The organism is Mycobacterium sp. IDUB_36 (genome assembly GCF_055419225.1).
In genome coordinates this window covers 1,305,432-1,331,338 of sequence record NZ_JBVAXH010000001.1, presented here as the reverse complement: position 1 = coordinate 1,331,338, position 25,907 = coordinate 1,305,432, and the positions used below count along the sequence as shown (strand labels likewise).

At 68.6% G+C, this 25,907-nt stretch carries 22 protein-coding genes; 14 read left to right on the top strand and 8 right to left on the bottom strand.

Annotated features, from left to right (window positions below):
- Positions 1–40 precede the first annotated feature (40 nt).
- Both ACZYW1_RS06495 and ACZYW1_RS06490 read right to left on the bottom strand, forming a co-directional pair.
- Positions 41–661, bottom strand: a complete 621-nt coding sequence (locus ACZYW1_RS06495; protein WP_463787719.1) for a cutinase family protein — start codon at positions 659–661, stop codon at positions 41–43.
- Between the two features lie 44 nt (positions 662–705).
- Positions 706–1,497 (bottom strand): cutinase family protein, encoded by a 792-nt coding sequence (locus ACZYW1_RS06490; RefSeq protein WP_463787718.1) that lies wholly within the window; start codon positions 1,495–1,497, stop codon positions 706–708.
- A 183-nt stretch (positions 1,498–1,680) separates the two neighbouring features.
- On the opposite strand from ACZYW1_RS06490, the gene eccB reads away from it, so the two are divergent.
- Complete coding sequence (gene eccB, locus ACZYW1_RS06485) at positions 1,681–3,087, top strand: type VII secretion protein EccB (protein ID WP_463784221.1); 1,407 nt, start codon at positions 1,681–1,683, stop codon at positions 3,085–3,087.
- Here the strand turns inward: eccB and mycP are convergent.
- Both mycP and eccD read right to left on the bottom strand, forming a co-directional pair.
- Positions 3,040–4,404, bottom strand: a complete 1,365-nt coding sequence (mycP, locus tag ACZYW1_RS06480) for a type VII secretion-associated serine protease mycosin (RefSeq protein ID WP_463784220.1) — start codon at positions 4,402–4,404, stop codon at positions 3,040–3,042. The genes eccB and mycP overlap by 48 nt on opposite strands.
- Entirely contained in the window at positions 4,401–5,762 is a 1,362-nt protein-coding gene (gene eccD / locus ACZYW1_RS06475; RefSeq protein ID WP_463784219.1) for a type VII secretion integral membrane protein EccD, read from the bottom strand. Before eccD ends, mycP begins: the two co-directional genes overlap by 4 nt.
- Before the next feature lie 111 nt (positions 5,763–5,873).
- Between eccD and eccCb the strand changes: the two genes are divergently transcribed.
- The 4 genes from eccCb to ACZYW1_RS06455 all read left to right on the top strand — a co-directional run bounded on the left by eccCb (position 5,874) and on the right by ACZYW1_RS06455 (position 11,537).
- A complete protein-coding gene (eccCb, locus tag ACZYW1_RS06470; protein ID WP_463784218.1) occupies positions 5,874–9,620 on the top strand; it encodes a type VII secretion protein EccCb in 3,747 nt (1,248 codons plus the stop codon).
- The gene (locus tag ACZYW1_RS06465; RefSeq protein ID WP_463784217.1) at positions 9,617–10,813 is read left to right on the top strand and encodes a type VII secretion-associated protein; all 1,197 of its coding nucleotides are present in this window, start codon (positions 9,617–9,619) and stop codon (positions 10,811–10,813) included. The genes eccCb and ACZYW1_RS06465 overlap by 4 nt, the downstream gene beginning before the upstream one ends.
- An 81-nt stretch (positions 10,814–10,894) precedes the next feature.
- Complete coding sequence (locus ACZYW1_RS06460) at positions 10,895–11,221, top strand: WXG100 family type VII secretion target (protein ID WP_463784216.1); 327 nt, start codon at positions 10,895–10,897, stop codon at positions 11,219–11,221.
- A 10-nt stretch (positions 11,222–11,231) separates the two neighbouring features.
- Complete coding sequence (locus ACZYW1_RS06455) at positions 11,232–11,537, top strand: WXG100 family type VII secretion target (RefSeq protein ID WP_463784215.1); 306 nt, start codon at positions 11,232–11,234, stop codon at positions 11,535–11,537.
- Between the two features lie 69 nt (positions 11,538–11,606).
- Here the strand turns inward: ACZYW1_RS06455 and ACZYW1_RS06450 are convergent, their stop codons facing one another.
- On the bottom strand, positions 11,607–11,918 hold the full coding sequence (locus tag ACZYW1_RS06450) for a hypothetical protein (RefSeq protein WP_463784214.1): 312 nt from the start codon (positions 11,916–11,918) through the stop codon (positions 11,607–11,609).
- A gap of 304 nt (positions 11,919–12,222) precedes the next feature.
- On the opposite strand from ACZYW1_RS06450, the gene rplM reads away from it, so the two are divergent.
- The 5 genes from rplM (at position 12,223) to ACZYW1_RS06425 (ending at position 16,330) form a co-directional block, all read left to right on the top strand.
- A complete protein-coding gene (gene rplM, locus ACZYW1_RS06445) occupies positions 12,223–12,666 on the top strand; it encodes a 50S ribosomal protein L13 (RefSeq protein WP_463784212.1) in 444 nt (147 codons plus the stop codon).
- Complete coding sequence (rpsI, locus tag ACZYW1_RS06440) at positions 12,666–13,154, top strand: 30S ribosomal protein S9 (protein WP_463784211.1); 489 nt, start codon at positions 12,666–12,668, stop codon at positions 13,152–13,154. Before rplM ends, rpsI begins: the two co-directional genes overlap by 1 nt.
- A gap of 111 nt (positions 13,155–13,265) precedes the next feature.
- On the top strand, positions 13,266–14,603 hold the full coding sequence (gene glmM / locus ACZYW1_RS06435; protein ID WP_463784210.1) for a phosphoglucosamine mutase: 1,338 nt from the start codon (positions 13,266–13,268) through the stop codon (positions 14,601–14,603).
- Between the two features lie 39 nt (positions 14,604–14,642).
- The gene (locus ACZYW1_RS06430; RefSeq protein WP_463784209.1) at positions 14,643–14,945 is read left to right on the top strand and encodes a type VII secretion target; all 303 of its coding nucleotides are present in this window, start codon (positions 14,643–14,645) and stop codon (positions 14,943–14,945) included.
- A gap of 5 nt (positions 14,946–14,950) precedes the next feature.
- Positions 14,951–16,330, top strand: coding sequence for a hypothetical protein (locus ACZYW1_RS06425; RefSeq protein WP_463784207.1), 1,380 nt, complete (start codon positions 14,951–14,953; stop codon positions 16,328–16,330).
- Positions 16,331–16,347: 17 nt separating this feature from the next.
- On the opposite strand, the gene ACZYW1_RS06420 is transcribed toward ACZYW1_RS06425, so the two are convergent.
- Entirely contained in the window at positions 16,348–17,190 is an 843-nt protein-coding gene (locus ACZYW1_RS06420; RefSeq protein WP_463784206.1) for a dienelactone hydrolase family protein, read from the bottom strand.
- Between the two features lie 297 nt (positions 17,191–17,487).
- Here ACZYW1_RS06420 and ACZYW1_RS06415 point away from each other — a divergent pair, with 297 nt between their 5' ends.
- A complete protein-coding gene (locus tag ACZYW1_RS06415; RefSeq protein WP_463784204.1) occupies positions 17,488–17,838 on the top strand; it encodes a hypothetical protein in 351 nt (116 codons plus the stop codon).
- Between the two features lie 148 nt (positions 17,839–17,986).
- Positions 17,987–19,855, top strand: coding sequence for a glutamine--fructose-6-phosphate transaminase (isomerizing) (gene glmS / locus ACZYW1_RS06410; RefSeq protein WP_463784202.1), 1,869 nt, complete (start codon positions 17,987–17,989; stop codon positions 19,853–19,855).
- A gap of 154 nt (positions 19,856–20,009) precedes the next feature.
- Here glmS and ACZYW1_RS06405 read toward each other — a convergent pair whose 3' ends face one another.
- Both ACZYW1_RS06405 and ACZYW1_RS06400 read right to left on the bottom strand, forming a co-directional pair.
- Positions 20,010–21,944: a flavin-containing monooxygenase gene (locus ACZYW1_RS06405; RefSeq protein WP_463784199.1), complete on the bottom strand. Its 1,935-nt coding sequence runs from the start codon at positions 21,942–21,944 to the stop codon at positions 20,010–20,012.
- A 116-nt stretch (positions 21,945–22,060) separates the two neighbouring features.
- Entirely contained in the window at positions 22,061–22,987 is a 927-nt protein-coding gene (locus ACZYW1_RS06400; protein WP_463784198.1) for a class I SAM-dependent methyltransferase, read from the bottom strand.
- A 75-nt stretch (positions 22,988–23,062) separates the two neighbouring features.
- Between ACZYW1_RS06400 and ACZYW1_RS06395 the strand changes: the two genes are divergently transcribed.
- Both ACZYW1_RS06395 and ACZYW1_RS06390 read left to right on the top strand, forming a co-directional pair.
- Positions 23,063–24,496, top strand: coding sequence for an NAD(P)H-hydrate dehydratase (locus tag ACZYW1_RS06395; protein ID WP_463787717.1), 1,434 nt, complete (start codon positions 23,063–23,065; stop codon positions 24,494–24,496).
- On the top strand, positions 24,487–25,872 hold the full coding sequence (locus ACZYW1_RS06390) for a glutamate decarboxylase (RefSeq protein WP_463787716.1): 1,386 nt from the start codon (positions 24,487–24,489) through the stop codon (positions 25,870–25,872). The genes ACZYW1_RS06395 and ACZYW1_RS06390 overlap by 10 nt, the downstream gene beginning before the upstream one ends.
- Positions 25,873–25,907: the final 35 nt, after the last annotated feature.

The window sequence follows — 25,907 nt, the reverse complement described above, 5'->3', positions numbered from 1 at the left end:
AGTTGCCCGCTGGTACCGACCTGTGTGTTGGATCAGTGGCTCAGGAGAGCTTGCCCGCGACGAAGTCGGCTGCCTGGTTGACCATGCCGTCTTGGATGTAGCCGCTGGCCATGTGCTGATTCCAGTTGTCCGACCAGGTGTGCGGGTCGGCCGGATTGCAGATCGGGTCGGCGCCGTGGCACAGGTCGATGGTCCGGTCGGTGTAGACCGGGTTGAAGTTCGCGATCGGCCCCACCCACTTGGTGCCGTTGCCGAACAACGCGACCGCCGCGATGTGCTGATCGGCGCCCGGCGGCAGCGGGTTGGTGAAGCCGAACATCGCGCCGGGAGCGGCCATGACGACGTCGGTGACCGCGGCGCCCAGCGAGTAGCCGCCCAGCACCACGCGGGTGTTCGGGCAGCTGTTGATGGTCGACTGCACGTGCGCGCTCATGTCGTTGGCGCCGATGGTGACCTCGGTGTTGGCCGGGTACTGCACCGCGTAGAGACCGACATCCCGGTTGCCTCTCGATCGCAGCGCACTGACGAAGGCGTTGCCGAGGATCCCGGCGCCGGGCGATTCCTGGCGTCCGCGGGCGAACACCACCTCGGCGTCATGGCAGGCGGCGGAGGCGGTCGAGAGCATCGAGGGAGCCGCGGCGGGCGCGAGCATCGCCACCATGACCAACGCGACGAGGGCACCTGCGGCCCGCAGTGTCACGGTGATCAGCGGAACGCGATGGGATGGGTCTGGTCGACCACCGACGGGGTCGGGACGTTGGGGTTGGGTCCGGGCAGCGGACCCTGGTTCGACTGCGGGCTGGGTCCGGGCAACGGGCCGAGGGGACCGGTGGGCCCGGTCTGCGGGCCGACGGGACCGGTGGGCCCGGTCTGCGGCAACACCGACAGCAACCGCGTCGAGACGAAGCTGACGGCCTGGCTGGTGTACACCGGCACGTAGCCGTCGGTGTGGCCCTTCCATTCGTTGCCCTGGCCGGCGTGACAGATCGGGTCCTCGGGGTTGCAGTAGTCGACGGCCTTGGCGCCGAACAGGGCGCTCTGCGCGGCGATCGACCCGCCGCTGCGGTCGGCCGGGTTGCCGAAGGTGGTCACGGCGACCACGTGATCGGCATATTTGGCCGGCAGCGAATCGCCCCAGCCGACACCGCCGATCTGGGTTCCGGTGACGATGTCGACCACCGACGCGCCCTGGGAGTAACCGCCGAGCACCTGCGGGGTGGCCGGGCATTTGTCGGCCATGTCCTGGATGTGCTTGATCGCGTCCTTGGCGCCGTCGTTGCCGTGGATCTGGAACAGGGTGGCGCGGTAGTTCACGCCGTAGGCGTCGACGTTCTTGCCGGTGTTCTGCCGGATGCCGTCGACCAGAGCGTCGCCGACGCGGCCCAGCCCCTTGGGTTCGTCGGTGCCGCGGGCGAAAGTGACCGCGATGTCGGGGCAGTTGTCGGCCCCGGCGGTCGGCGTCCCGTGGGGTGCAACGAGCAGTACGCCCGCGCTCAGCAATGCGGCCGCGGTCAGGCCGAAGGCACGTGACCAGGCGCGACGAGGCGCGGGACGGCTCTTGCAGTTAATGCTCACGGGGTGATTCTACGGATTTTCGGCCGCGCGGTCATATCTACCGGCTTAGGCATTGGCTGTGGATTGCCGTCGGGATACGGCGCGACCGGTGCCTACCGTGACCGGGTGGCATGGCATCCGACCACCAGGCTGCAGATCAGCGGTCAGCGATTCATGCGCCGGCGTATCGAGTGCGCGCTGCTGGGCGGCGACGTTCAGGCCGTCGAGGAGCCGGCGCGCGGCCCCGTGAAGGCGTTGACGGTCGGTCTCGCGCTCTCGACCGTCCTGCTCGTGGGATGTCTCGCACTCGCTCTGATGCGCCCGCAACCCGGCTTGGGGATGGCGCCGATCCTGATGGAGCAACAGACCGGGGCGCTGTACGTCCGGATGGGTGACACCGTGCATCCGGTGCTCAACCTGGCGTCGGCCCGGTTGATCACCAAGACGAACGCCGACCCGCAGCCGATGGCCGCGACCGCTTTGCGCCACGCCAAACTGGGTCGGCTGGTGGGCATCCCCGGCGCTCCCCAGTTCGTCGGTGCGCCGCTCGAGGCCGACGAATCACAGTGGACGGTGTGCGACGGCCGCGACGGCACGACAGTGATCGTCGGCGCGGACCGGCGATCGGATCTGCTGAAACGAGACCAGACCTTGCTCGTCACACCGACTTCCGGTGGCTCGACCTATGTGCTGTTCGACGGGCGTCGGGCCGTCGTCGACCCGGCTGACACTGCGACGGCCCGCGCCTTGCTGCTCGACGGACGGTCACCGCGACGGGTCTCGCCGGTGCTGCTGAACCTGATACCCGAGTCGCCGTCGATCACCGCCCCGCGCATTCCCGACACCGGCCGCCGCGGCCCGGGCACGCTCTCCGGTTTCCGGGTCGGCAGTGTGCTGCGGGTGACCCGGGCTGGCGGCGACGAGCATTACGTCGTTCTGCGAGAAGGGGTTCAGCGTGTCGGGCAGGTCGTCGCCGATCTCGTGCGATTCGCGGATTCACAGGGCACCCGCACCGCCATCCCGGTCGCACCCGACGTCATCCGGACGACGAGGGTGGTGACGCGTCTGCCGGTGACCGATTTTCCCGATCATGTGCAAGCTCCCCCGATCACCGATGGCCCGACGTTGTGTGCGGGCTGGCGACCCGCAACGTCGGGTTCCCCGGTGGTGTCTTTTTCGGTTGGTGGACTGCCCATTGCGCCGGGACAGGCACCGGTTGCGCTGGCGCAGGCGGACGGCGCAGGGCCTGCCGTCGACGCGGTGTACCTGCCGCCGGGGCGGGCGGTCTTCGTTCGCGCCACCGGGCTGTCCGGTGTCGGCGCCCGCGCGGGCGGTCGCTATCTGGTGTCGGACACCGGGGTTCGATTCGGCGTGCATGACGATGATGCGGCTCACGATCTCGGCCTGGCGGACCCGTTGGTGGCCGCACCGTGGTCACTGCTGGCGGCGCTGCCCACTGGTCCGGAGCTGAGTCGGGCCAATGCCTCAGTCGCGCAGGATGTTCCGCCCGTCGCCGGAACCCGATCGCCGTAACCGGGTCCAGGTCGTCCGTATCGACAGCAATACCGCCAACGATCCGCCGCACACCGTCGCGCCGCGCAGTGCCACACGCTGGGCGCGGTGATCCGGCATCGGGGTCGGCACGGGTTCGTCGAGGGGTGCCGGTGCGCGCACTGTCGTGGAGGAGGGCGCGACGGGAGCATCGGTGCTCACGGCGGCAAGCAGGTCCACCACGCCGGCGCCGACGCGCGGATCCCGTCTCCCGGGCGGATGATGCGCGGTCGCCGTGATGCGCTGCATCACCTGGCGGGCGTTCCAGGCCGGGAAGCGGGATCGCACCAGCGCTGCCAGCCCGCTCACCACCGGCGCGGCGTAACTCGTACCCGAGAGCGGAGTCGAACCATGGCCTCCACCAAGCACATTCGCCAAGCCACCTGATGTGCCCAGCGAGACGACGTCTTCACCGGGCGCTGCGACGTCCACCCATGGCCCGGCAAGGGTGAACGATGAGGGCTCTCCGGCCGTGTTCACCGAACCCACCGTGAGCACGTAGTCGTCGTACCAGCCTGGGCTCGCGACGACTGTCGCGGTGTCCCACGTTGCATCGTGTTGCTGGGGAGGGCACTGCCCGGCGCCCACATTCCCCGCGGCGGCCACCACGACGGCGTCCTTGGTGTCGACCGCATACGACAGCGCGGCGCCGAGGGCGCGATCGTCCAGATCCGAGCCGACGCGGGTGCAGGCGACCGTGGATATGTTGATCACGGAGGCGTTCAGATCGGCAGCGATTCGGACCGCGTGTGCCAAGGTGGTCACGTCCCCGTATCCCGTCGTCGCGGGATCCGCGGCGCCGAACTTGGTGCTGGACTGCCGGATGCTGATCAGGGCGGCATCCAGGGCGACGCCACTGAAGTCGTCGGAGTGGTTGGATTCTGCTGCGGCGGCGATGATTCCGGCCACGGCGGTACCGTGTCCGTCGCAATCCTGTGTCCCATCGCCGGCGGACACATAGTCACCTCCGGGCAGCACGTGCGGTAGTCGTGGGTTCGGCGCGACCCCGGTGTCGATGATCGCGACGCGTTGACCGGCGCCGCGGGTGAGGCGCCACACCGGTCGCACGTCGAGCGCAGCGAGTTGACCAGTCCCGGTGTCGTGGTCGAAGGCCGGCACCGCGCAGATTTCTCGCTGTACCGTCGACCCGGGCGGGCGAGCCGGACCCGCGTGCGGCAGGTAACTCTCGTCGACCGGCGGTGGCGCGACCGCGCGTGCCGGCGATGCGACGCCAAGCGGCCACGTGGCCAACGTCGCCGCCGCCAGATATCGCCACCATGCCGATCGCTTTGTCTTCACCAGAGATTCACCGCGCGCGCAGCGGTGAGCAGGCCGCACAGCCACAAGCTCAGCGGAACAACGGCTGCGAAGCCGAGATACTCGACCACCTCGACGGTTCGCCGCCAGGCCAGGGAAGGTGTCGCGGGCGGCCCCAGATAACCGACGTGCAAGGCGACGAACCCCAGCATCATCGACAGGGCAGCGACGTGCGGTGCGTACTCCGGCCACACCGCCCCGACCGCAACCAGGACAGCGCCCAGCGTCACCGCTCCGCCGATCAGCGGCGGCAAGGACCGGCTCAGGTCCCGATGGGCCCGCGACCGCAGCAGCAGAAGAACGCCGATCACCGCGCCGAAACACAACCTCGGCGCAGACGCCCCCGACAGTGCGCCGACGGCCCCCAGGGCGGCCGACGCCGAGAACGCCGACGTCACGCCGGCGAGCCAACGGTGGGCGCGGATTGTGCTCAGCCGCCACCGATCTGACTCGGTGGCGGGCACACCGCGACCCTGGTGTGACGACAGCCGCGTGAACATGACCGCCACCGCGGGCGATGCTTCGATGACGGCCAACGACACCGCCGCCAGCACCGCGCCCATCACCGGAAGCGGAGCGCCGACAAGCACGGACACCCCGGCCACGGCGACACAGGTCACCGCGAAGCAGGTCAAGGTAGTGAAGATGATTGCCTGGCAGGCGATCACACGCATCAGCAGCGCGCATGATGCCGCAGCGGCGGCAGCAAGGAGCGCGTTCGGTGCGCCCAAGCCGTCGGGAACGGCGAACAGTCCTGAGATGGCGGCGAACACGACGGCGATCACGCCCAGCGCCCACCCCGCCCGGGGTACGCGCGCAACGCGATACGCGCCGACCGCCGCGAGCAGCGCAAGCAGGCTGACCGCCGCGGAGATGCCGACGCAACCGGCGTGACGCGTGTCGTCGGCATCGGTCCCAGCCCGAACCAGCAGCACCGCGGCGACACCGGCCGACCCGATCGCCAGCAGCGTGCCGGCTCGCTGCAGCGCTGATCGGGTCCAGCCATGCTCGATGTCGGTGACCACAGCCGACACCGCCTCGGCGGGATCGTCGCAGCGCGGGGCCGCCCACTCCGTCGACGACCGGGCCAACGACAGCGTTGTCCCGTCGCGAATACCCAACTCAGCCAACGTTTTCGATGGATCCAGAGCCGCCCCGCTCGGGGTGTGCAGCTGGAACTCCACTGCAACCGGGCCGGGTTCGATGCCCAGCACATCGACGATCGCGGGAACCAAGGCCTCCACCGGCGACTGCGCCGACAACACCACGTCGACCCCGCGGGTGCCGGTGTGAACCGTCAGGTGACGCACACCTGACGGTGCCGCCGATGTGTGGTGCACGCCGATCTCCCTCTCGCCGGCTCGCACATTAGCCGGAACGTCGACGCCCCGGTTTCGTTGATCCACAGGCGACTTGCCGGTGATTCGGCCGGTGCATAGCGTGCCCGAGGCATGGAGCGACTGCCGCCGCCGCTATGCGAGATCCGGGACCTCGTCGTCGCGGCCCCGCCGGACGTGGCCCCACGACCACACACGCATCAGCTGGTTCGCTTACTTCCGATCGTCGCCGCTCTGGTGACGGTGGGGGCGATGGCGTTCGCGTATCACGCGCACTCCGCGGTGGCGCGCAATCCGGTGTTCATGATGCTCCCGGTGATGATGCTGGTGTCGGCGGTCGCGACGGCGCTCTCCGGGGTCGATCGGCGCCGCGGCGAGGTCACTGCGCAACGAGTGGACTACTTCGCTCATCTGTCGGAGGTGCGGGCCACCGCCGTCAAGGCTGCTGCGGCACAGCATGAGTCGTCCGTATGGTGCCATCCCGACCCGCGCCTGCTGTGGACCCTCATCGGCGGGCCCCGGATGTGGGAGCGGGACGTCGCGGACGCGGACTTCGGCCACGTCCGGATCGGCCTCGGAGCGCTGCCACTCGCCACCCGCCTGATTCCTCCGGTCCTCGAATCGGCACACCGGGTGGACCCGCTGTCCTTGGCTGCGATGCGGCGATTCCTCGATACGCACTCGACCATGCCGGACATGCCGATCGCGATCGCGCTGCGCGGCGTGACGACGGTCGGCATCGGCGGAGAACCGGGCCGGGGCCGTGCCTTGGTGCGGGCCATGATCTGCCAGTTGGCCGTCCTGCACAGCCCGGCAACGATGTTGATCGCCGCCGTGGTCGACGAACACCACCGAGCGGCGTGGGAGTGGTTGAAATGGCTGCCGCACAACAGACATCCGCTCGCTGTCGACGAGATCGGCCCCGCGCGAATGGTGTACGCGTCGCCCGTGGCCGCGGGCGAAGCGGTCGGCGATCTGACCGAGCGGTCGCATCTCGTCGTCATTGTCGACGGCGAACACGATGATGCCGAATGGGCCGCCGGAAACGTGACGACACTGACGGTCGACGGCGGTTGCGGCGGGCCGGTGGTGGTCATGGTGTCCGGCGACGAGGTAGCCGTCCATCCGGATCAGCTGAGTTGCGCCGCAGCGTTGATGTGCGCACAACGGCTGGCCGGCTACCGGGCAGGCCCGTCGGCGCTGCCGAGCGGCAGCACGTGGCAGGAACTCGTCGGGATACCCGACGTCGAACGCTGTGCCCCACACGCTCACCGAGCCGGGAAGGCGCTTCGCGTTCCGGTCGGCACCACGGCCGCGGGGACACCGATCGAACTGGACATCAACGAGGCCGCCGCGGGCGGGATGGGCCCGCACGGACTGTGCATCGGCGCAACGGGTTCGGGCAAGTCGGAACTTCTCCGGACCGTCGCACTGGGGATGATCGCCGGACACTCGTCGCAGGAGCTGAACCTGGTGTTGGTCGATTTCAAGGGTGGTGCGACGTTCGCCGGACTGGAGCCGGCTCCGCACGTCGCAGCGCTGATCACAAACCTGTCCGACAAGGCGGCGCTGGTCGCTCGAATGCGCGACGCGTTGATGGGCGAGATGAACCGCCGCCAGGAAATGCTTCGCGAAGCGGGCAACCTCGACGGAATGGCGGCCTATCGGCGCAAGCGGACGCTCGACGCCGGTCTCGAACCGCTGCCGTCGTTGTTCGTCATCGTCGACGAGTTCTCCGAATTGCTCAGCCAGCAGCCGGAGTTCGCGGAGGTATTCGTCGCCATCGGCCGGCTCGGGCGATCGCTGGGTGTGCATCTGCTGCTGGCCAGTCAACGGCTTGACGAGGGGCGGCTGCGGGGACTGGAATCACATCTGTCCTACCGGATATGTCTGAAAACGCTGTCATCCAACGAATCCCGAGTCGTCCTGGGCACGTCCCAGGCCTACGAACTACCCGCTACGCCGGGCGCGGCATTTCTGCGAGTCGGCACGGCTGCGCCGGTGCAGTTCCGTACGGCCTACGTGTCCGGCCCGGCGGCCACCGGCTCCGCCGGACAGCGGAGCGTGCCGCACTGCGACGCCGCAGCGGTCCGCCCGTTCACCGCTGAACCCGTCGGGCCGATCAGTCACGGCCTGATCACCGAGGCCCACCGAAGCGAATCGCCCACCGTGCTGGAAGCGGTCATCCAGCGACTGTCGCAGGACGGGCCACCGGCACGGGAGGTGTGGCTGCCGCCGCTGGAGGCGGCGCCGGCCCTGGACACGGTCGTGCAGCTGGCTGGAACGCTACCGGCGCTCTCTGCTCCTATCGGCATCGTCGACCGCCCGTTCGAGCAGCGGCACACCCCATTGATCGTCGAATTATCCGGTGCTGCAGGCAATATCGCACTGGTCGGCAGCCCACGGTCCGGCAAGTCGACGGCGCTGCGCACCCTGATCACCGCGCTGACAGTCGATCACCATCCCCGCATGGTGCAGTTCTACTGTCTCGACTTCGGTGGTGGGGCTTTGGCAGCGCTGCGCGACTGGCCGCACGTCGGTTCGGTAGCCGGGCGAGCCGACCCGGAGCGGGTGGGCCGCACGATCGCCCGACTCCTCGCGATAACCCGCTCGCGTGAAAGGCTTTTCCGCCACCACGGGATCGAATCGATGGAGCACTACCGGCGGCTCAAGACGGCGCGCGACCCGGTGTGCGACCCGTTCGGCGACGTCTTTCTGATCGTGGACGGATGGCAGGGTCTGGTACGCGAATCCGAGACCGCGGAAGCCTCGATCACCACGCTGGCCGCCGAGGGTCTCGCCTACGGCGTGCACGTCGCGGTGTCGGCATCCCGCTGGGCCGAGATTCGGCCCGCCCTGCGGGATCAACTGGGGACGCGGATCGAATTGCGGCTCGGCGATCCGTCGGACTCCGAGCTGGACCGTCGGCGGGCCCATCAGGTGCCCCAGAATATGCCCGGACGCGGACTCAGCCACGACGGTCTGCACATGATCATTGCTTTGCCGCGACTCGACGGTGACGAGTCCGAACAGGGCCTCGCGGATGCGGGACTGGCGATTGGGGAGACGCTGCGGCGTCGCCATCACGGGTGGACTGCACCCGCCATCCCGGTGTTGCCCGCGCAGATCCAGCATGCTCGGCTGCTCGAGCAGGCCGGTGACCCAGCGACACCGATCCTGGGCGTCGAAGAGGACGAACTTCGGCCGGTGGCAATTGATTTCATGCAACACCAACATCTGATGATCTTCGGCGACAGCGAATGCGGGAAGACGTCGACGCTGCGTCTGCTCTGCGGTGAGTTGCTGAGAACCTCGACAGCTACCGAACTTTTCGTTGTCGACCCGCGGCGCTCTCTGTTGGACGCTGTCGACTCGGGGTCTGCACAACTCGGCGGATACCTGGCTTCCGCGGACGCAGTCGCCGAGGTGATGCCGGAGTTGATGCAGCGGCTGCGGCAGCGGATGGCGCCGGCGAATGCCACGTCGCGGCAGTTGCGCGACCGGTCATGGTGGTCCGGGCCGGAGATCTTCGTCGTCGTCGACGACTACGACCTGATCGGCAGCGCGGCGGGTGGTAATCCGTTGGTGCCGTTGGCGGACATGCTGCCCTACGGCCGAGACCTGGGACTGCATCTGGTGGTCGCGCGACGAATCGGCGGCGCCGCGCGTGCCATGTTCGAGCCGCTGCTCGCGGGGTTGCGGGATGCCGGTTGCACGACGCTGCTGATGAGCGGAAGCCCAGACGAGGGACTGACGATCGGATCGGTGCGCCCCGCTCTGTTGCCACCCGGGCGTGGTGTCCTGGTCACGCGCCGCGGTGATACGCAACTCATCCAGGTCGGCTGGACGCCGGCGCCATGACCGCGCACCTTGTGGAAGTCGGTCCGCATTCGATCCGCCGATTGTGTTGCGGCGGAGGCACGATCGCCGACACGGAGGCAGAGCGGGCCGCGTTCGAGAGCATCGACGATCACATCGCACTGGTCGAGCTCCGGCCGGTCGCCGTCACGGCGCTCTGGAAAACTGTCCTTGCCTCGATCGACTGCGGCGCGTCCGGACACGTCACCGTGGTCCACCCGTCCTGGTGGTCGCCGGCCCGCGTCACAGTCGTCGACGAGGCCGCGCAGGTGCTGGCCGGGTCGGCCGAAATCCGGCCGCGGACATGGCTGTTGCGTCAGGCCGGTACCGGCCGGGGCGAACCTGTGGTGGTCGAAATCGCGGACGACATTGTCGTGATCACCGGCACCGCGGTGACCGTCGAAACCCGCAGTGGTCATGTCGATGCCGACGCCGGGACGGTCGCGGGGTCGGTGGTCGCGATGGCGCCGGACGCTGCCGAGACGGTGGTGATCGATGCACCGCCCATCGTTTGCGGTGCCGCCACGTTGGCGACGGCGATCTCGAAACGGTTGGCGGTCTGCCGCGGCGGGGACGTGGTGATCGTGGACGACCTGCGGTGGAGAATGCTGGTTGGACAACTCACGTCCTCAGCGCGGGCTGTCGCTATCGCCGACCATCCGACGCGGCGTATTCGTAGGCTGCTGCCGGCGGTGCTGCTGGCGGTGGTCTTCCTCGGCATCGCCGACTGGCAGCGCCAGGCCGAACCGCGCCCGCCCCAACACTTTCCGACGACATTGCTCGTCGAGGGTCGGATAGCACTCGACGTTCCGGCCCAGTGGTCAACGCGGCGGATCGTGGCGGGACCGGGATCGGCACGGGTTCAGGTCACGTCACCCAGCGATCCCGATGTCGCTGTCCATGCCACTCAGTCACGGGTGGCCCTGACGGGCTTGGCTGCGACCGCAGAATTTCTCAAAGGGGCGATCGACGCAGCGCCCGCCGGTGTGTTCGTCGACTTCAACCCCGCGGGCCGAACCGCGGGTCGCCCGGCGGTGACCTACCGGGAGGTCCGGTCCGGGCACGACATCCGGTGGACCGTGTGGGTCGACAAGGCCGTCAGGATCAGCATCGGCTGCCAGAGCGGGAGCGGCCGCGCCGAACTCGTGACCGAGGCGTGCGACCTGGCTGTCCGTTCCGCGCGGGCACTCGATTGAACAGGGAACCGGATCGTCCCGGCCGGAGTCTTATTGGTTGTCAGGACGAGTGGGCGCGGCCCATCGCGGAGAGGGGATTCAGTGAGCGCACCGGCAGGCGGCAATGCACTCAGCACCGACTTCGACCTCATGCGATCGGTCGCCGGTGCGATCGACACCCGCAACGAAGAGATCCGGGCGCAGCTACAGGCGTTCATCGGCCGGATGAGCGGTGTGCCGCAGTCGGTATGGGGCGGGATGGCGGCGTCGCGGTTCAAGGACGTCGTACAGCGGTGGAACGCGGAGACGATGAAGTTGCATCAAGCGCTGCACGCGATCGCCGACACCATCCGCTGCAACGAGGTCGCGCTGCGGGACGCGGCGGACAGCCACGCAGCGCACATCGGTGCCGCCGCCGGGAATCTGTGAGGCCGCGCTGATGGACACCCGGCTGTCGTACAACTTCGACGAGATCGAAGCGTCGGTACGCCAAGAGATCCACGCCACCTCATCCCGATTCAATGTCGCGCTGCAGGAGTTGAGAGCGCAGGTGGCGCCATTGCAGGAACAGTGGACCCGCGAAGCCGCGACCGCCTACGGCATCGAGCAGGTCAGGTGGCATCAGGCGGCGACGGCGCTCAACGAGATCCTGGTCGAACTCGGAAACGCGGTGCGGGACGGGGCCGACGATGTCGCGGCCGCCGATCACCGAGCGGCAGGTGCGTGGGCCCGCCCGGGCCACTGACCCAAGACTCTGCGCGGTTCCGCCGGGAAGGAGAGACCGGCGGAATCGCGCAGTCAATCGTTGGCCGATCTAAGCGGCGTGGTGGCCCCGCCACAGCTGGGAATCGCCGGGCACCGGGGGAGCGGGTTTCGCGGGTCGAACGGGGGCCGCGGGACGGTCGGCTTCGTCATTCTTCGCCCGGGTCATCAACTCGTGAAATCCGATCCACGCGGTGGCGATCGTCGCGATCACCAGCGCCGCACCGATCAGTACGACAGGGCTGATGAAGGTCAGCAGCAGGATCACCGCCGCCAGGCCCCACAGCAGTTCGGCGCGTTTGTGCCACATCTTGTCGATCAGTCGGTCAGCTCGCTCGGGTTCGTCGATCCCGTTGCTTGGCATGTTTGACCTCCTCGAAATTAAAGTCACCGCGATTTTATCTACCTTACGCGGCGCCTTTGCGCCTCGCGCATCGGCCGGGCAGACCCGGCTGTTCCCCGGCCGGAGGCAGCCGCCGCCAGCGCTGCAGGAGGCGTTTTGACCTGCCCGGATATCCGCCGGTAAGCTGCTCCGTTGGCGTGCGGTACGTCGGGTCTCGGGTCAATGTCGGTCGCCGAGAACATCCCAAAGCCGCAAACGAATGACCGGCACCCGGGTCACCGGGATCCACAACGGGCTGACGGCCCGATTACGAGAGGTAAGCGCTGTGTCCACATACGCGCCCAAGGCGGGTGACACCACGCGGACGTGGTACGTCATCGACGCCCAGGACGTGGTGCTCGGTCGCCTGGCCGTCGCGGCAGCGAATCTGCTGCGCGGCAAGCACAAGCCGACATTCACACCGAACACCGACGGCGGTGACTTCGTCATCATCGTCAACGCCGACAAGGTCGCCATCGGCGGCGACAAACTGCAGAAGAAGCTGGCTTACCGCCACTCGGGTTACCCCGGCGGGCTGAAGAGCCGCACGATCGGCGAGTTGCTGCAGAAGCACCCCGACCGCGTGGTCGAGAAGGCCATCATCGGCATGATCCCCAAGAACAAGCTCGGCCGTCAGATCAAGCGCAAGCTGCACGTCTACGCCGGTCCGCAGCATCCGCACGCTGCTCAGCAGCCGACCCCGTACGAGATCAAGCAGGTGGCCCAGTAATGACCGAAACCGCAGCAACCGAGACCGAAGCCGTCGTCGAAGAGGTCGCCGAGACCGAGACCGCCGCCGCCACGGCGCCGCGCGAGGACGCCGTCTACATCGAGCGCCCGATCCAGACCGTCGGCCGCCGCAAGGAAGCCGTGGTCCGGGTTCGCCTGGTGCCCGGCACCGGCAAGTTCGACCTCGACGGCCGCAGCCTGGAGGCCTACTTCCCGAACAAGGTGCACCAGCAGCTGATCAAGGCTCCGCTGGTGACCGTGGACCGGGTCGACGCCTTCGACGTTTTCGCCCACCTCGACGGTGGTGGCCCGTCCGGCCAGGCCGGTGCACTGCGTCTGGCGATCGCCCGGGCGCTGATCATCGTCCAGCCCGAGGACCGGCCCGCGCTGAAGAAGGCCGGCTTCCTCACCCGTGACCCGCGTGCCACCGAGCGCAAGAAGTACGGCCTGAAGAAGGCCCGTAAGGCGCCGCAGTACAGCAAGCGCTGATCTTTCTTCGTTCGCCGGCGGCGATCACGGCCGCGTACCAGTTGGATGGCACTACGGCCAATCCCTTTGTCGTATGTGTGCGCGGTTACCAACTGTGAGAGGTTTGACCGCATGGGTCGACTATTCGGCACTGACGGCGTCCGAGGAGTCGCCAACCGCGAGCTCACCGCCGAGCTCGCGCTGGCCCTCGGCGGCGCGGCAGCACGGCGGCTGACCAGGGCTGGAACCGGCCGTCGGCGCGTCGCGGTGATCGGTCGCGACCCCCGGGCCAGCGGCGAGATGCTGGAAGCCGCGGTGATCGCCGGTCTCACCAGTGAGGGCGTCGACGCGTTGCGCTGCGGCGTACTGCCGACCCCGGCGGTGGCGTACCTGACGCACGCCTACGACGCCGACTTCGGGGTGATGATCTCCGCGTCGCACAACCCGATGCCGGACAACGGGATCAAGATCTTCGGGCCGGGCGGGCACAAGCTCGACGACGCGACCGAGGACCAGATCGAGGATCTGGTCGCGGGCGGACCGGGCTTGCGTCCGGTGGGCGCCGACATCGGTCGGGTGATCGACGCCGAGGATGCGCTGGACCGCTACCTCCGTCAGGTCGGCAAGGCCAACGCCGTCCAGCTCGACGGGCTGACCGTGGTGGTCGACTGCGCCCACGGCGCCGCCTCGACCGCCGCCCCGCGTGCCTACCGCGCCGCCGGTGCCCGCGTCATCGCGATCAACGCCGAACCCAACGGGCGCAACATCAACGACCGCTGCGGCTCCACCCATCTCGACGTGGTGCGTGCGGCGGTGCTGGAACACGGCGCCGATCTCGGCCTGGCCCACGACGGCGACGCCGACCGCTGCCTGGCCATCGACGCCGCGGGCGGCGTCATCGACGGCGACGCCATCATGGTGGTCCTGGCGCTGGCGATGCAGGAGTCCGGCGAGCTGGCCGGCAACACCCTGGTGGCCACCGTGATGAGCAACCTGGGTCTGCACCTGGCGATGCGCGCGGCCGGTGTCGAGGTTCGCACTACCAGCGTCGGCGACCGATATGTGTTGGAAGAGTTGCGATCTGGCAAGTTCAGCCTCGGCGGCGAGCAGTCCGGGCACATCGTGCTGCCCACGCTGTCCACCACCGGCGACGGCATCCTGACCGGTCTGCGGCTGATGTCGCGGATGGCGCAGACCGGCAACTCGCTGGCCGACCTCGCCTCCGCGATGCACACCCTGCCGCAGGTGCTGATTAACGTCGACGTCGCCGACAAGGCGGCTGCGGTTGCGGCGCCGTCGGTGCAGACCGCGGTGCAGCAGGTCGAGGAGGAACTCGGCGACACCGGTCGTATCCTGTTGCGGCCCTCGGGGACCGAGCAGATGATCCGGGTGATGGTCGAAGCCGACGACGAGCACGTCGCCCATCGGTTGGCCGCGCACGTCGCCGATACGGTACGCAGCACCCGCTAGCGGCGGAACCGTTTCGCAACTCGTTGCGTCGAATCTGTTATGGCACAACGAGACGTATACGTCGACGCGGCGGCCCTACACACCATCGCAAATCGCTTCGACGAGGCCGCACACCTCCTCGACGGTGCAGCACGGACCCATTTCGGCAGGCTGGCTTTCGACGGCACCAGCTCTGGCCGCGCCCACATCGGCCAAGGTGACGCGCTGAGGTTCGCCCTGCACCGCCTCGGCGCGGAGCTCGCCCAGTGGTCCCGGGCCAGCATGGAAGTCGCCGCTGCGCTACGGGCCGGCGCCGATCGCTACGACGACGCCGAGCACCTCGCCGCCGCCCGGATCGCCTGAAAGCAATGAGTGAGCGTTATGACGTCGCCGCGCGCCTCGACGAAGGCCGGCCGGCGGTTGAACACACGCGAACCTACGTGCAGGCCTGCCAGGCGCTCGGCTACGAGCAACCCGCCCTCACCGCACACCCGTCGCAGGTGCAGGACTGGTACGAGAGCGAGGCCGGGCTGGACTTGCGCGTGCTCGACAGAGACGCCGCCGAACTCCGCGTCGCGCTCACCGCGGTCGAGGAGGCGCTGTGGGTGCAGCGCACCCAGGCCACCGAAATAGCCTCGGCCTGGCGGGGTTCCGGCGCTGACGCGGCGACGCGTTTTCTACGACGGCACTGCGATGCCGCTGCGGTGGTCGCCGACCATGTCCGCGCCGCGGCCGGTCAGTGCACCGCGCTGCGAGACCAGCTGTGGCAGACGATTGACGGAAAGGTCGCGACCGCTGTCGCCATCGACGAACGCCGGGCCGCCGACCGCTCGACATGGCTCGCTGCCGCGCACACCGTCACCACCGGATCGGGTGAGCGATCGGTGGCCGAGACGGTGATTCGCGAGCAGGTATTGCCCTACGTGGACAACGACATTCGCAATGACTGGGTGGCGGCGATGAGCTCTGCCAGTGCCTCGGTCGCGGCGGCCTACGACTCCGCCATCCAGGCGCTGGCCGCTACCGCCGACGTGTCTTTCGAGATTCCGGGCGACCTCGGCCCGGGCTGGCAACCCGCGCCGGAGGAGCGCCCGGTCCCGGCCACGACGCCGGCGTTGTCGCTGCCCGCCGGCCCGGCGCCGACCGTGCCGGCTGCGTCGCCGCCGCCACCTGACCTGCCGCCGCCGGTGTCGCCAGATGCACCGGAGGACATCGGCCCGGCAGCACCGGAGGCGACGGCGCCGCTTGGTGACGCATCCGGGTTGTCCACCGGCGCAGGCGGTCTCGGTGGGCTCGGGGGCATGACGGGCGGCATCGGCGGCATCCTCGGAAGCCTCGTCGACAGTATCGGCGGCCTGCTGGGCGCTCTGGGCGGCGGTTCGAACGGCAGTGGACTCGGTGACGACCCCTTGGGCCTCGACGACGGGGATCCACGGCACGACGACGATCTGCCCGACGATGCACTACCCGGCGACCCGCCCGACGCCGCCGCACCGGCCGGCGATGACCTGCTGCCTGATCCGCCGGCGATCGAAAGCCCGCCGGCGACCGAGAACCCGCCCGCTACTGCTGAAGCCGTCGGCGACCCGGCCGCGCGTCAGGCCGAACCACCGCCGGATGCGCCGCCGCCAGATGCGCCACCGACCGGTGGGCCGCCCGCCGATCAGCACCCGCCGTCCGGAACGACGGCCGGCGGAGCAACGCCGTGCGAGATCGCCGAGGACCAACTGCCCCAAGCGGGCCAGTGACTCAGCCGACCGGTAGCTCAGCCCTTGAGCAGCGCGACGAACTTCTCTTCGGGTGTCAGGGCCGCGGCCTCCTCGCCGAGTGGCGAGGTCTTGGGTAATTGCACGTCGGGGTCGGCGAAATCGCGATAGGTCTTGTCGCCGCCGAGCGTGCTGAGCAGGTAGCCGGTCAGCAGGGCGCGGATCGTCTTCTGCGTCTTGCGATCCGGTCCGCCGAGCCCGAAGGCCGTCGCCAGTCGCCGGCCTTCGGCCAAGCCGTCGGCCTGAGCTTTGTTGACGATCCGCAGCGTCGCGGTGTCCCATGCTTTCCAGAGTGCAATGGCGTTGGAGCGCAGCGCTTTTGCCGAGCCGGGCGCACTGAACACCACGCCCGGAACCCGTAGGCCGGCGGCTGGCTGCTCGGCCGACGGGGTGGTGACGGCCGGGAAGATGGCCGCTACCGCTGCGGGTTTGACCTTCATCCCGGCGGCGGCGAACACCGCGGCCGAGGCGCCGAACCCGTGTCCGATCACGCCGAGCTTGTCGGAGTGCACGCTGATCCGGCCCGGCCCGAGTCGCACCCCGGTGGCGATGTCGAGCGCAGTGCCCAGGTCGTAAGCGAAGTTCAACGCCGACGGCGCCACCCCGCGTTCGGTGTCCGGCGCCGCCGCGACGATGCCCCACGACGCCAGGTGCTCCAGCAGACCCGAGTACCGCGCCGCGCCGGTGAGCCAGTCGTGGCCGAACGCCACAGCCGGCAGATGCAGACCCGCCTCCGGCGTGTACACCACGCCAGGCAAGCCCGCGAAAGCCAAGTCGCCGCGCAGCACTCGGTGCGGGCCTCGTCGGCTCAGAGTACCGACAACCTTGCTGGTCTTCGCCACCCGATGACGGTAGCGCACCGGCCTGCCCAGACCGACGCCTCGTCGACGCGCCGTTCCAGCCGATATCAAGCACATTGACAGCAAGTCGGCAGTTGCTGACACGGGTGGACACACACGTCGGCTGCGTGGGTGGCCGCTCGGCGGTCCACCGCAGCCCAGGGCACGTGCGCCGACGTCAACACAGGTCTTGCGCAACTTCGAACACACGACATACCAACGATATTCACGGCGATTCACAACAAATTTTGTCAGCTAAGGGTTTAGCTGCACGGCCTCGGGTGGTACGAACAGCCGGTGATGAACATCAAACGAATCGCAGCTGCAACCGCCATCGCCTCGGGTCTCGGACTCGCCGGCGTGGGCGCGGCGAGCGTCGCTGAGGCCATGCCCTCGGCTCCGATGCCGGACTACCACTGGTGCCCGGGGCAGTGGTTCGACCCGGCGTGGGGACCGAACTGGGACGGGGGCCGCTGCCACGATGACAACTTCTTCGACGGCGAACCCCACGACCAGGGCCATTGGCACGGTCAGGGCCCCTGGCAGGGCGGCCCGGGGGGCTGGGACAACCACGGCCCGGACCACGGGTGGAACAACGGACCGGACCACGGCTGGAACAACGGACCAGACCACGGCGGCTGGCAGCACTGAGCCCCGGCCACGTCTTCCACGCCACGACATTTCGCTGACCTTTCCCAGGTCACAGGCAGGCAGCCGCCCCCATCGGGGCGGCTGTTCTGCTCTCTAGGCAGCCCTGGCGGACCGCCCGAACGCGCCGTCTGCACTACCCTGAAGGGCTATGTGCGGAATCGTCGGCTACGTCGGGCATCAGCCTGCCCTCGATGTCGTCGTCGACGCGCTGCGCAGGATGGAATACCGGGGATACGACTCCGCCGGCATCGCCCTGGTCGACGGCGCAGGTCAGCTGACCGTCCGCCGCCGGGCCGGCCGGCTGGCGAATCTGGAGGTCGCGCTCGCCGAGACCGACGCCGCCGCGCTGCGCGGCACCACCGGTGTCGGCCACACCCGCTGGGCGACGCACGGCCGCCCCACCGACCGCAACGCGCACCCGCACCGCGACGCGGCCGGCAAGATCGCCGTCGTCCACAACGGCATCATCGAGAACTACGCACCCCTGCGCCAGGAGCTCGAGGCCGCCGGGGTCGAGTTTGCCAGCGACACCGATACCGAGGTCGCCGTCCACCTGGTCGCCCAGGCCTACCAGCACAGTGAGACGGCGGGCGACTTCACCGCGTCCGTGTTGGCCGTGCTGCGTCGCCTCGAAGGTCATTTCACCCTGGTGTTCGCCAACGCCGACGAGCCGGGAACGATCGTCGCGGCACGCCGCTCGACACCGTTGGTGGTCGGCATCGGCAAAGGCGAGATGTTCGTCGGCTCCGACGTCGCCGCCTTCATCGGGCACACCCGCGAGGCGGTCGAACTCGGGCAGGACCAGGCCGTCGTCATCACCGCGGACAGCTACCGGATCACCGACTTCCACGGCGATGACGTAACCGCGACCGCTCGTACTTTTCATATCGATTGGGACGTAGACGCCGCCGAGAAGGGCGGCTTCGAGTACTTCATGCTCAAGGAGATCGCCGAGCAGCCCACCGCGGTCGCCGACACTCTGCTGGGGCACTTCGTCGACGGCCGCATCGTGCTCGACGAGCAGCGGCTCTCCGATCAGGAACTACGTGAGATCGACAAGGTCTTCATCGTGGCCTGCGGCACGGCCTACCACTCCGGTCTGCTGGCCAAGTACGCGATCGAACACTGGACGCGGTTGCCCGTCGAGGTCGAACTCGCCAGCGAATTCCGTTACCGCGACCCGGTATTGGACCGCAGCACGCTCGTCATCGCGATCTCGCAGTCCGGTGAGACCGCAGACACCCTCGAGGCGGTTCGGCACGCCAAGGAGCAGAAGGCCAAGGTGCTGGCGATCTGCAACACCAACGGCTCGCAGATTCCCCGCGAATGCGACGCGGTGCTCTACACCCGCGCCGGCCCCGAGATCGGGGTGGCGTCGACCAAGACTTTCCTGGCTCAGGTCACCGCCAACTACCTTGTCGGACTGGCGCTGGCGCAGGCGCGCGGCACCAAATACCCCGACGAGGTCGAACGCGAGTACCGCGACCTCGAGGCGATGCCCGACCTGGTGGCCCGGGTGATCTCCGAGATCGAGCCGTTCGCCGAGCTGGCCAAGCGCTTCGCCCAGGCCTCGACGATCCTGTTCCTGGGTCGCCACGTCGGCTACCCGGTCGCGCTGGAAGGCGCCCTGAAGCTCAAGGAACTGGCCTACATGCACGCCGAGGGCTTCGCCGCCGGCGAGCTCAAGCACGGTCCGATCGCACTGATCGAAGACGACCTGCCGGTGATCGTGGTGATGCCGTCGCCGAAGAGTTCGGCCATGCTGCACGGCAAGCTGCTGTCGAACATCCGTGAGATCCAGACCCGCGGCGCGGTCACCGTGGTGATCGCCGAGGAGGGGGACGACACGGTTCGCCCCTATGCCGACTACCTGTTCGAGATCCCAGCCGTGTCAACGCTTTTGCAGCCACTCCTGTCGACGATTCCGCTGCAGGTGTTCGCGGCGGCGGTTGCCCAGGCCCGCGGCTACGATGTCGACAAGCCGCGGAACCTGGCCAAGTCGGTCACCGTCGAGTGACGATGCGCCGCGGAACGCGGCGAGGAGGAACGAGGCGAGTCAATCACCTCGAGTGACGATACGCCGCGGAACGCGGCGAGGAGGAACGAGACAACTCAGCACCGTCGAGTGACGATGCGCCGCGGAACGCGGCGAGGGGAACGAGACACGTCGACTACCGTCGAGTAGTACGGGTCACGAACGCCGACCAGTCCGGTTCGCGGGTGGCCGACCAGTATTCGTTGAGCCGCCACGGGCTGACCGTGTGGATCTCGCCGTCGGCATTCTTGAAGTAGGAATGCGTGACTTTCGGGTGCGCCCACACCATCTGGTTGATCTCGCGCTGAGTGCGCCGATGCCAGTCCGCCGCCGCCTCGGCGGTCGGCTCGATCGAATGTACCTCGGGTTCAGACAGTTTCGCCAGGCAGCTGTTGATGTAGCGCATCTGTAGCTCGGAGTTGAAGATGAGGCTACCGCCGTGGGCCAGGTGGGCACCTGGGCCGTAGATGACGAAGAAATTGGGAAATCGCGGAACTGTGATACCCAGGTAGGCGAACGGCCGACTGCCCCAGACGCCGTGCAGGTCGACGCCGTCGCGGCCGGTGACCGTCATCGGCCACAGCACGTCGGTGTGCCGAAATCCGGTGGCGTAGACCATGATGTCGACATCATGGTGCCGGCCGTCCGCGGTGACGACGCCGTCGGCGGTGATCTCGGTGATCGGCGTGCGCACCAACTCGACGTTGTCGCGGCACAGCGTCCGCAGCCAGGTGCCGTTGTCCTGCAACGTCCGCTTGCCGGTGGCCGGGTAGTCCGGCAGGACCTTGCCCAGCAGATCCTCGTCGCCGTCCACCTGACCGCTGATCCAGTCGGTGAACATCACCCGGGCGATGGCGTTGATCTCGCTGACCGCGTAGTCCTGGTTGGCGTAGGCCGGGTCGACCCGCGCGGCGTCCAGACCTTTGTCAGCACCCGGCCAGAGCACCAGAAACCGGTACCAGCGTTGGTAATAGGGCAGGTGCTGCATCGCCCAGCGGACCCCGTCGCCGACCTCGTCGTGGTACATCGCGTTGGGGAACATCCACTGCGCGGTCCGCTGAAAGACGGTGAGGTGCGCGACGTCGTCGGCGATCGCCGGCGCGATCTGGAATCCGCTGGCGCCGGCGCCGATCAGCGCGACCCGTTTGCCGGTCAGATCGACCGAGTGGTCCCAGCTCGCAGAATGAAACGATGGACCGCGAAAGGTGTTCGCGCCGGGAAACTCTGGCACGTGCGGGCGGTTGAGCTGTCCGACGGCGGTGATGACGGCCCGCGCCCGCAATGTGGTCAGACCTTCGTCGTCCTCGCGGGTGGTGACGGTCCACAGGCCGTCCTCGTCGTCCCACTCGACCGCGACGACTTCGCTCTGCCATCGCACGTGTTCGTGCAGACGGTGCTTGTCCATCACGCCGGCGAAGTAGCTCTGCAGTTCCGGCTGCTCGGCGAAGAAATGCGACCAGTCGTTGCTCGGTTCGAAGCTGTAGCAGTAGAAGTGGTTGGCGACGTCGACCCGCGCACCCGGGTAGCTGTTCTCCCACCACGTGCCGCCGGGGCCGGCGTTCTTTTCGAGGATGGTGAACGGAATGTTGGCCTGGCGCAACCGAATACCGGCCAGAATTCCCGACTCTCCGCAGCCGATCACCACCATCGGCACCTGCGCTGCGCGGTCGGAGTCCAGCGCGGCCGGCCGGCGCGGATCGACGCCGTCGAGGTCCATCTCCTCGGCGAGCAGCGGCAGGTAGTCCTCCGGCACGTTCTCGCAGACCGCCCAGTCCATCATCTCCCGGATGAGCTGCTGCGGCAGCGCAGCGGGTTCGGGGCAGCCGCGGTCGCGGTAGTCGGCGATCACCGGAAGAGCCTCGGCGCGGGCGCGGGCCTTGTCCTGCTCGGACATGTAGCCCTGGACTTCGTTGAGGAAGATCCCCGCGGGCCTGAAATCGCGGATGAAGCGAGGGTCACCGGAGATGTGCACCAGGGACAGCAGCAGCGTCGGAATGCTGACCTGCTCCAGCGCGGCGGCGATGTCGGTGTCGGAACTGGTGAAAGGTTGGCCCGCGTAACGGCTGCGCACCGGGGGAGATCCTTTCGCGTCATCGCTGAGCGCCTGCGGCGGAAGCCTCAATTACGATACGCAGGGTTTCGTAATTGCAACTCAACGTTACGCGGGGTGCCGCACCGGATCAAGGGTTACAACCGCGTCGCGCTCACATAGCTGATCCCGGCAAAATTCTTGGCTGCGTCGTCGCCGGTGGCGACTGCCGAAATACCGTGCTTGGCAACGAGTTCCGCAGCTCCGACGGCGGATACCTCCCAGCCGTGGCGGCCAAGGTACTCGACCACGTCGTGCCGGTCGCCGCCGTACCAGAGGTCGGTCATCTCCACGTCGAACCCGTGCCTGCGCCAGGCCTCGGTGGACTGCCGCATCCGGTCCGCCATCACCGGTACCGCCTCGCCGGCGTTCGGGATGTTCTCGGTGGCCAATCGACTGCCTCCGGCGCTGAGTTGAGTGATGTTGTCCAGCAACGCATCCTGAGCCTCGGGTGGCAGGAACGGCAGCAGGCCCTCGGCGCTCCAGGCGGTTGGCTGGGTGGAGTCGTGACCGGCTCCACGCAGCGCGGCGGCCCAGTCATTACGCAGATCGATCGCGACCGATCGCAGATCGGCGGTCGGTTCGGCACCGAGTTCGGCGAGGGTGCGCGCCTTGAACTCGATGACGGTGGGTTGGTCGATCTCGTAGACGGTGGTGCCGTCCGGCCACGGCAGTCGATACCCGCGGGCGTCGAGACCGGAGGCGAGGATCACCGCCTGGCGGATGCCGGCGTCGGCCGCCCCGGTGAAGAAGTCGTCGAAGAAGCGGGTGCGCACGGCCATCATGTCGCCCATCCGCTGCATGCCGAACTCGCCGCCGTCGTCGACCTCGGCGGCATCCAGTTCACCGCTGGCCAATCGGGTGAAGAAGTCCACGCCCACCGCGCGCACCAGGGGCTCGGCGAAGGGGTCGTTGATCAGTGGGTGGGCTGCCCGGTTCGCCAGTGCGCGTCCGACCGCGACGCCGGTCGCGGTGGCGCCCACGCTGGTGGCCAGGTCCCAGGTGTCGTTGTCTGTTCGTGCCATGCGCCCGACCGTACGGACGGGCCCTGAGTATGGGCTGTGTGTGAATCCCTCTCCCAGCGTGGAATGCTGGCGGTGATGCGGCATTACTACTACGCAGACGCGATCCGTGAGGCCGAGGCGCCCTTGCTGGCGAACCTGCCCGACGGCGCCCTGATGGCGCGTGCGGCATATGGATTGGCGGCCGCGATCCTCGCCGAGCTGAAAGCCCGCACCGGCGGAGTCGCCGGCCGGCGGGTGTGCGCCGTCGTCGGCTCCGGCGACAACGGCGGCGACGCGTTGTGGGCCGCGACCTACCTGCGGCGGCGCGGGGCGGCTGCCGACGCGATCCTGCTCAAGCCGGAGCGCACGCACCCGAAGGCCTTGGCCGCGTTCCGCAGGGCCGGCGGCCGGATCGTCGACAGTGTCGACGGGGCAACCGATCTGGTGATCGACGGGGTGGTCGGTATCTCGGGCTCCGGGCCGCTGCGGCCCGACGCGGCCGAGGTCTTCGCCGGGGCGCGCGGGATACCCGTGGTCGCCGTCGACATCCCCAGCGGCATCGACGTCGCGACCGGTGCGGCCGACGGCCCGGCCGTGCAGGCCGCGCTGACGGTCACATTCGGCGGACTCAAGCCGGCGCACGCGCTGGCCGACTGCGGGCGGGTGCAACTGGTCGACATCGGCCTCGACCTGCCCGACACCGGCCTCGTCGGCTTCGACGCGGCCGACGTCGCGGCCCGCTGGCCGGTGCCGGGACCTCGCGACGACAAGTACAGCCAGGGCGTGACCGGCGTGATGGCCGGCTCGTCGACGTATCCGGGCGCCGCGGTGTTGTGCACCGGCGCTGCCGTCGCGGCGACGTCGGGAATGGTCCGCTACTCCGGCAGTGCCCACCGCGAGGTGCTCAGCCACTGGCCCGAGGTGATCGCCTCGCCCACCCCGGCCGCCGCCGGGCGGGTGCAGGCCTGGGTGGTCGGGCCGGGGCTGGGCACCGACGAAACCGGTGCTGCCGCACTGTGGTTCGCGCTGCAGACCGACCTGCCGGTGCTGGTCGACGCCGACGGCCTGACCATCCTGGCCGCGCACCCCGACGTGCTGGCCGGGCGCCGCGCCCCGACCGTGCTCACCCCGCATGCCGGCGAGTTCGCCCGGCTGGCCGGCGCACCTCCCGGTGACGACCGCGTCGGCGCGACACGCAAACTCGCCGACGCACTGGGCGCGACCGTACTGCTGAAGGGCAACGTCACCGTCGTCGCCGATCCCGGCGGCCCGGTCTACCTCAACCCGGCCGGTCAGTCCTGGGCGTCTACCGCCGGTTCCGGAGACGTGTTGTCCGGGATCATCGGTGCGCTCTTGGCCGCGGGCCTGTCCGCTGTCGAGGCCGCGACCGCTGGGGCGTTCGTTCACGCCCGCGCCGCCGCGTCGTCGGCCGCCGATCCGGGACCCGGCGACGCACCGACCTCGGCGTCGCGCATCCTCGCCCACATCCGTCCTGCCCTCGCCGCGCTTCTGCCGAAAGGATCCACATGAGTCACCCGTCCGTGCCATCGCATTCCGTCAGCCCCGCCTACACCAGCCGGCTCTTCACCACGCCGGTGCCCGCGCTGCGGATGCCCGAGGAGTCGATGGACCCCGAGGCGGCGTACCGCTTCATCCACGACGAGCTGATGCTCGACGGCAGCTCCCGGCTGAACCTGGCGACCTTCGTCACGACCTGGATGGACCCGGAGGCCGGGCGGCTGATGGCCGAGACCTTCGACAAGAACATGATCGACAAGGACGAGTACCCGGCAACCGCGGCCATCGAGCAGCGCTGTGTGTGCATGGTGGCCGACCTGTTCCACGCCGACGGTCTGCGCGACGACGACCCGTCGACTGCCACCGGGGTGTCGACGATCGGGTCCAGCGAAGCGGTGATGCTCGGCGGACTGGCGCTCAAATGGCGCTGGCGCGAAAAGATCGGCAAGGACTGGAAGGGCCGCACCCCGAACCTGGTGATGGGCTCCAACGTCCAGGTGGTCTGGGAGAAGTTCTGTCGCTACTTCGACGTCGAGCCGCGCTACCTGCCGATGGAGGTAGGCCGCTACGTCATCACGCCGGAGCAGGTGATCGACGCCGTCGACGAGGACACCATCGGGGTGGTGGGAATTCTGGGTACCACCTACACCGGCGAACTCGAACCGATCGCCGAAATCTGCGCGGCGCTGGACACATTGGCGGCCGACGGCGGCCCGGACATCCCGGTACACGTCGATGCGGCCAGCGGCGGATTCGTGGTGCCGTTTCTGCACCCGGAGCTGAAGTGGGACTTCCGGCTGCCCCGGGTGGTATCGATCAACGTCAGCGGTCACAAGTACGGCTTGACGTATCCCGGCGTGGGTTTCGTCGTATGGCGCAGCAAGGAGCATCTGCCCGATGATCTGGTGTTCCACGTCAATTACCTCGGCGGTGACATGCCGACGTTCACCCTGAACTTCTCCCGGGCGGGCAATCAGGTGATCGGCCAGTATTACAACTTCCTGCGACTCGGCCGCGAGGGCTACACGCAGGTGATGCAAACGCTGTCGCAGACCGCGCGCTGGCTGGGCGAACAGTTGCGGGTGGGAGACCACTGCGAGCTGATCTCGGATGGCTCGGCGATCCCGGTGGTCAGCTTCCGGTTGGCCAGGAACTGCGGCTACACCGAGTTCGACGTCTCCCACGAGTTGCGCGGATACGGGTGGCAGGTGCCGGCGTACACCATGCCGGACAACGCGACGGACGTGTCGGTGCTGCGCATCGTCGTCCGCGAGGGGCTGTCGGCCGACCTGGCCCGGGCCCTGCACGACGACGCCCGCAGCGCCCTGGCCAGCCTGGACAAGCTCAAGCCCGGCGGGCATTACCAGGCCGAGCACTTCGCCCACTGAGTCTCTCGCTCGCCGAACGTGCAACCAGGGGGATT